This window comes from Streptococcus intestinihominis, from assembly GCF_046824975.1.
Classification (GTDB): Bacteria; Bacillota; Bacilli; order Lactobacillales; family Streptococcaceae; genus Streptococcus.
The window spans coordinates 221,649-228,595 of record NZ_JBKQBL010000003.1 but is presented as its reverse complement, the minus strand read 5'-3'; the positions used below and the strand labels follow the sequence as shown (position 1 = coordinate 228,595).

Genomic DNA, 6,947 nt, shown 5'->3' with positions numbered 1-6,947 from the left:
GAATGATGGAGCACAAACAATGAGTGACTTAAAAAAGAAATTATCCTTGTTAAAAGTGAAAAGACGAATCAAGAGTTTGAAGGGGATAAAGGATGTCCATTTTCTGACCGATAAACCTAAAGAAATTGCTTGGTATGCTGGGGAGTTGAATCCTATCGATTCTCCGATTCCATGCCTTTATGAGTTTCCTGTTGCCCACACTACTCAAGATTTAAGTAGGTTAATTCAAAGTCTAGTTGGCAATAGCAGGCAGTTTATCCTAGTTTTTTGGGAATTTTCACCGATTTATGTCTTGTTTCAAATGGAGTCTCTGGATGAATTTTTGCCCTCTTATTTTAGTGAATTTTCTACCAGAGACTTGACGCTATTCTTTAAAGACCAGGAAAAAGTATTGGATCTCCATTTAGCGGAGGATAAAGTAGAAGTGAGAGTCTTGGAAAATAAGGCTAAGAACCGGTAAATTCTATAAATTGAAAATGAACATAGAATTAGTCGATGAAAGAGACAGAGAGGAAAGAATGCCATTCTTGGAGAGACAAATGGTAAAGGAAGATTCTAATGTGTGAAAAAGAATATTATTATTATGGCAATAGTGAGTTTATGTCAGGCCTAGGAGTTATTTATACAGAGTTTACTGGTCAGCGTGCGAGTCGACAAATTAACGTTTTGAATGGGCACTCTTATGCTTCCTCTTGCCTACAGGATTATGTTCCAGAAGTAGGGTTTCTACTCTATGATGGTCGAAAAGATGAGTTGGATCTATCAGACTCCATCAAGATTAGTCAAGAGGAATTTGAACGAATTTGGGCTCAGGCTGTCGCTAGCGGTCAGAATGATACGTAATCGTCAGTTGAAAATAGCCAAATATAATCCCAAAAATGTGAGAGGAGTCTAATAATGATGTTCAATTTGTTGAAGGAATTCGTAGAAGTCTATCATAGAAACAAGGGCTTAGGAGAGCTTGTATTTACTAGTGACTGTTTCCATGTCGAAAAGCCAGATTTGTCTGGTCAATTGAAAGAGTTCTACCAGCATTTAGACTTTGATGAAGAAGCTTATTTTAGAGGAGCTCCCTATGATCTTGCTCTAATTCCTCTCCCTCTATGTGAAGCTGCATCAGAAGGATGGCAGGATCCTAGCTGGAAAGAGAGTTATATGGTTTTTGCTCACATGATGGGCGATGAGCCAATTTTTTGTGATCTTACTAGCGAGCGTAGTCCTGTATTTGGCAAGATTCCTGGGAATTCCAAGCTCTATTGCTTAAGCCCCTCTTTATCTACTTTCTTGTCTACCTATAGTCAGATGAAAAAGCTAGAAATCACCAAGTTTGAGAATGACATCTACATTGATGAGGACTTGTCGGACTATAAAGAAGGTTTTTTAACAGGAATCATGGCTATTATCGAGGAGCAACTTCCTGAAGCCTATCGAAAAGACTTTATTGAATTTATGCTTGGCTAAAGCCAAAGATGAAGAGATGAGAAGCAAATGAAAATGAAGAATTTTTTAAAATGTTGTGAGGATCTGGTCATACAAGAAAGTGGGGCCTCAGCTTTTGAACTAGAAAAACTCAAAGCCAGACAATTTCCTCAAGCTCACCTGGATTTGCTCTCCATGACCAATGGCTTGGAGTTTTATGGTGGCTATTATCGCTTGTTTGGGACGGATTCTACTCAAGCTATTACGCTAGATTCCTGGAATTCGGATGAGCTATGGAAAGACGTCTGGAGAGATTATGCATCAGACTACTATTTTTTTGGTATGTCTGCTATTGGAGATCAATTCGCATATAGATTGAAGGATGGGAATATTCAAAGTAATCAAGTTTATTATTTAGATGGGATTACTATGGATGTCATCGAGATCTACGACAGTTTTGAAGCATTTTTTGAGAGGGAATTTGTTCTGAAAGCCCAAGGTGGAATGGAATCTATTTTTGTTTCTGCTAGGGAACGATTTGGAAATCTAGACTTCTCCAGAAGCTGTATTTATTCTCCTTCCTTAATGATAGTGAATGATCCAAGTGTTGAAAATCTCATGCTTTTACCGACAAAGGATGTCATGACTATCAATGGGGATTTGCTTGTTCAATTATCTGATTCGGAGGAGTCGATTACGAAACTAGAGCAATATCTAGACGCTTCGGGTAGAGCCAGAGTCAAGGTTATCTTTGATCGAGATTGAGCAAGCAGGATAAGGTTTATATAGAAAAGAATATTCTTGAGATTTATGATGTTAGTTTTTGCGACAAGAGATGGCTTAGTTTTCTTGTAAAAGTGTCATTGTAAAAATAGATAGGTTGAACAAAGAAAACGAAGCATGATATTCATGGAAAGAGGTGAATGATGACCGGTTTAGATAAATATTTAGAGATCATTAAAAAAGGATTTTCCGAAAGAGAGAATCTAATGGCCATGGAGCCCTTGCATTCTATTGAAGAGATTGCACCATTATTGGACGAAAAATTGACTTATAAAGAATTCATCACTATCAATCGCCTATTAAGACAAAAGTACATTGTTGAAAACCCAGAGGATATGCTGAAGGATGTGGATTTTAATCAGCTTTCGTTACCTAGCAATACGAGAGTGATTTACTTGATGGGAAGTAAATCTGATGTGCTAGACTTTTCAAAATATGAACAAGTAGAAAAGATTTTAATAGTTGGGGCTAGAAAAGTAAGAAAGATCATCTTACCCCAAAATGATTGTGTGAAAGCTCTAGGGATATCTTCCATGACAAATTTGGAAACGATAGAGAACATTTCTTTTCATAAAGGCATGCGTTATCTGCACGTTGATTATGGTGTAAAGTTGCCGGACTTTTCTTTTATTAGAGATTTAAATCAGTTGCTCTATCTTTCATTTACAGCAAATAAAAATTTACCAGAATTGGATTTTATCCAGCCCTCTAGCGAGCTTCGTTTTTTAGATTTTGTTGACACGTCTATTTTTAACTACGCATCAACAGTTAGCTACCTGAAGAGTCTGAAACATCTCCGATTTTTAACAACGGGAAGAACAAATCAAAAGCAAAGGGAACTTCTTAGAAGAGAGTTACCACATGTTTGCATGCGAGAGGGGTAAAAAATGCCTTTAATACAGCTTTTTATGACCGATGTCTTCATAATAAACGAACCTTTAGTCCCGTTGTTTAAGTAGGAGGAATTATGAGCCATACGAATCTAGCAAAAGAAACCTTACTCCAGTTTATGCAGGCTATGTATACTTGGGAAAGAAAAGCCACTAAGAGTCTAAGAAACCAAACCTATAAAGAGATGTTGAAGGATGAATTAGCTACGATTTTTGATCAGTTTTGTACATCTAAAAAAACACTCAGAGCAAGGGAAGTATCTTTATCCGTCCGGTTTCCGTTTGACTATAAATTAGAAACACATCCCATCGTTGATGAAGAGCATGACGGGAATCAAGCTTATTTCTACATCAAGGAGAATCGTTCTGGTATAGAAACCCTCTATCGTTTTCGAATGGTGTTTCAAGAAGGACGATGGTGGATTGATAAGAAAGAATGGCTTGGTGATGGGAAGTGGATCAATTCTTCTTTGTGATATACTGAAGAATGTAGGAAGACAGGAAGAAATGTGTTTCAAAAGACAGTGGTAGTCTAAGTGTAAGTAATGAAATGTTAGAGGTCAATATGAATAAAACACTTTCAAATCAAAAAAGAAAATTAACAACCACTAGAAATCAAGTACTAAAGGCGAGAGATTTTGATCTTGAAAAAGCACAGCTTTTTACTACTAAAGCAATTTTAGAAGCATTAAAAGCAGGCAAAAAAAGCCTTGAGATCAATTGGGAGGAAAACGGGAAAACAGAAACTTACTCCTATAAACATGTACGGATGGTTCATGCTATTAAACCATATACTTTGGTTTCTGAGTTCATTGAAAACAAGACCTCTGAAACCTATCAATCTTTGCTAAATGGCTGTTTTTGTTCTGTAATGGCAGATATGGCTTCTGCTAAATATTTAGCGAAAGGGGGCTCAAACTTTGATACAGATATTTGTTTGAATATCTTATTTGCCCTTGCCTATTTAGATGATACTTATGTAGAGTTTTTAATTGATAAATTAGTTTATTTTAAAGATGCTCAAGTTGAAAAAGGGAAGAAACCTATTTTCTTTTCATCAAAAAGTTTATTGCCTTTAGTCGTTTTTCTTTATGGAAATGGACAGGGAGAGCGGTTAGCTAGCTTGCTCGAAAATGCCTGTGATGCTAAATATAAACCCTTGGACTCCAATCCTTATCATAATGTGAATGATGCCTATAAACAGGTTATGGAAACTATTTTTTCAGAGGATGTTGGTGTTTTTAGAGAAACAATTATATCCATGTGTGATTATCATTTAGCGAATACCAGAGATAGTCATTTAGTAGATTTCAATACCTTACTATGGCAGTATTTCCCAATTGAAATCTTAGTTTTACTAAAAGAACGTCAGAAAAGAGGCCTCCCAATCGACGGGATTAGCCATCCCTTGCTTGATGACTTTCTGCCCTATTTCATGGATGAATTTCAGCTATCTGAGCAAAATAAGATGATACTTGGCACAATCATAGAGTAGCAGTGTGAAATGATGAGCAATCGATTTATAGTAGTATCAATGTATAAGAAACATCCTCTTGAGGGAGTGATATTTCAATAGTAACAAAAAAGAGATAATTAATGAAAACCTATTTACTGGACGAAAGGATATTCCAGTATCCTGAATCGTTTAAAAAATTGATCGAACTCAATTTAGTTGATTTTGATTGTTGGTATCTATTGGATTCAGAATGGGCCCTGTCTTTGTATGAGGGATTGCAGGAAAGGTATCCAAGCAGAAAGTTGATTCCATTTGCTAAAAGAGGAGACTGTGATGATACAGCTTGTTTTGAAATAGGAAAGGGCAATAAGGTCCAACTCATTCATGATTTTGCTGCCGAAGGATGGGAGCAACGGAAAGAGTTTAACGACTTTTGGGAATGGGTAGAATATGCGGTAAAATGCATGATAGAGTATAACAAAGAGGATGGGATTGAATAATCTTCTAGGGACGAAGGAACTCGTCCCTAATAATCTACAAGGTAAGGAGAATAAATGGAAGTGATCACCCAATTATTAAATGAGATTGAAAAAAGTCTCCAACAGCTACATCATCCTTGTGTAGAACATCTAAATCCGGGACTTACTTCTCAAAAGATACAAGAATTATTTGAGGAAATCCCATTACAGCCCAACCAGGACTTGCATGCCCTATATGCTTGGAGAAATGGATCAGAAGATAGTGACGGAATCACACTCGGTGAGCTGGCATTTTTTCCTGGTTTCTATTTGATGTCTCTGGAAGAAAGTATCCAGACCTACTTGGAACTAATAGAAACGGATACTTGGGAGAAGTCTTGGTTCCCAATTTTTGCTAGCGGAGGGGGAGATTTTTATGCCATGATCCTGGCTCCAGAAGCTCAGGGGCAAATACTTGGTTTTTATGTATTTGAAGAAGAGGCTCAGGTCGAATACCGGTCATTGAAATCTATGCTCACAACCTTTAAAGTATGTTATGAACAAGGTATTATTTTCCGGAATGAACAAGGCTACTTGGCTATGGATTATAGGAAGCATGCTGAGGTAGCGCATGAGATAAATCCAGAAGTGAAGATATGGCAGGAATTCTTAAGGGAGATGTAAGAAGAATGACCAAGGAGAAAAAAATGGCAGTAGTTACTGTATTAAAAAAGATCATTAAACTCTATGAGGAAACAACGTTTATTGCCCAATCGGTGAGTTTTTCAGATGAAAAATTGAGAATCCAATCCTCAAATTTGACAGGAGAATTGCTTGATTACTATCAACACATAGTGTTCAAAGAGGATTTATTTTTTGCTAATCAAAATTTTAATATCGTTTTGTTGCCATTAGATTCTCCCGCAAGGACAGTTGAATGCTGGGCCTTACAAGATGTTCTTCAATTTTGTGAAGGGCAATACCAAATATTCGCTACTACAGATACAGACGATATTCTTTTCTGTGATATGAAAGATGACAGTTCTCCAGTTTACGCAGGCAGTCCTGGAGATCCTAACTTCTATAAACTCAGCGCAAGTTTGACGGAGTTTTTTGAGTTCTATTTTGCTTTTTCAAATTTCTGGGGGCAAAGAGAAGATGTCCCTCTGGAGGAATATATTGCAGGGACAGGTGACTTGATAGAGCGCTACCTTTCCCCGGATGTCCAAACAACAGCGAAAGAATATCTATTTCGGTAAGATTGACCTGAGAAAAGCCTTTCTCAATAACAAAAAGTGAACTGGATAGGAGAAAAGAAATGAAAGTGAAAGAACTAATCGAAGAGGTTGAAAATGATGCTGAGTTAGTATCGTATTTAAACCAGGTTCCCAAAAAGAATAAGAAAACTCAAGCTAGCTATCTCGAATCGCTAAATCATCTGGCCTATCTACTTTATCTGGATGGTCAAGAGGAAATGGCTAAGGAATTATTAGATAGGATCATACAAGTTCCATTTGAAGGGAATTATAACACTTGGACCTTTGTTGCTAGCTCTCTGGTTTTATTGGTCTATCTGGAAAGAGAGGCAGAAAATCAAGTATTCGTCTATAAAAAACTCCTTTTATCTCCGTTAGACCAAGGGGAGGAATCCACTCAAAACATAAGAAGGAGAGTTCATCAGAGATTTTTGAATGGTGATAGCTTGGAGCAAAAGCTTGCAAAAATCGAGCAAGCTTCAAGTCCTGAATCGGAAATGGAACGTCGTCTGCTATACTTAACAGATCTACTGAAAATTTACCTCTTTATTACTGAGTCGACTTGTGAAGAGACTGATATCAAGGCAAAAATCGAAGAGAATATGGAGATACTGAAGAAGTATATCAAAGAGCATGAAATCTATAGCCTCTTTCCTTTTAAGGGATAAGGTGAGCTAGCGATCTT

At 37.0% G+C, this 6,947-nt stretch carries 11 protein-coding genes; all 11 read left to right on the top strand.

Going from position 1 to position 6,947, the window contains the following annotated elements; genetic code table 11:
- On the top strand, positions 1 to 460 hold a 460-nt coding region (locus tag ACLOR3_RS06270; protein ID WP_412037074.1), incomplete at its 5' end, for a hypothetical protein.
- A gap of 98 nt (positions 461 to 558) precedes the next feature.
- Positions 559 to 843, top strand: a complete 285-nt coding sequence (locus ACLOR3_RS06265) for a hypothetical protein (RefSeq protein WP_061563717.1) — start codon at positions 559 to 561, stop codon at positions 841 to 843.
- 54 nt (positions 844 to 897) lie between these two features.
- On the top strand, positions 898 to 1,461 hold the full coding sequence (locus tag ACLOR3_RS06260; protein ID WP_238656059.1) for a hypothetical protein: 564 nt from the start codon (positions 898 to 900) through the stop codon (positions 1,459 to 1,461).
- A 27-nt stretch (positions 1,462 to 1,488) separates the two neighbouring features.
- Complete coding sequence (locus tag ACLOR3_RS06255) at positions 1,489 to 2,184, top strand: SMI1/KNR4 family protein (protein WP_238656061.1); 696 nt, start codon at positions 1,489 to 1,491, stop codon at positions 2,182 to 2,184.
- 161 nt (positions 2,185 to 2,345) lie between these two features.
- Positions 2,346 to 3,086: a hypothetical protein gene (locus ACLOR3_RS06250; protein ID WP_411400593.1), complete on the top strand. Its 741-nt coding sequence runs from the start codon at positions 2,346 to 2,348 to the stop codon at positions 3,084 to 3,086.
- Positions 3,087 to 3,169: 83 nt separating this feature from the next.
- Complete coding sequence (locus ACLOR3_RS06245; RefSeq protein ID WP_411400591.1) at positions 3,170 to 3,568, top strand: NTF2 fold immunity protein; 399 nt, start codon at positions 3,170 to 3,172, stop codon at positions 3,566 to 3,568.
- 89 nt (positions 3,569 to 3,657) lie between these two features.
- Entirely contained in the window at positions 3,658 to 4,587 is a 930-nt protein-coding gene (locus ACLOR3_RS06240) for a hypothetical protein (protein ID WP_411400589.1), read from the top strand.
- 101 nt (positions 4,588 to 4,688) lie between these two features.
- Positions 4,689 to 5,048 carry a hypothetical protein gene (locus ACLOR3_RS06235; protein WP_411400587.1) on the top strand — a complete coding sequence of 120 codons (360 nt, stop codon included), beginning with the start codon at positions 4,689 to 4,691 and terminating at the stop codon, positions 5,046 to 5,048.
- A 54-nt stretch (positions 5,049 to 5,102) separates the two neighbouring features.
- The gene (locus ACLOR3_RS06230; RefSeq protein ID WP_411400585.1) at positions 5,103 to 5,690 is read left to right on the top strand and encodes an SMI1/KNR4 family protein; all 588 of its coding nucleotides are present in this window, start codon (positions 5,103 to 5,105) and stop codon (positions 5,688 to 5,690) included.
- Between the two features lie 23 nt (positions 5,691 to 5,713).
- Positions 5,714 to 6,265 (top strand): hypothetical protein, encoded by a 552-nt coding sequence (locus ACLOR3_RS06225; protein WP_239681764.1) that lies wholly within the window; start codon positions 5,714 to 5,716, stop codon positions 6,263 to 6,265.
- A gap of 59 nt (positions 6,266 to 6,324) precedes the next feature.
- Complete coding sequence (locus tag ACLOR3_RS06220) at positions 6,325 to 6,930, top strand: DUF6707 family protein (protein WP_048715526.1); 606 nt, start codon at positions 6,325 to 6,327, stop codon at positions 6,928 to 6,930.
- Positions 6,931 to 6,947 lie beyond the last annotated feature (17 nt).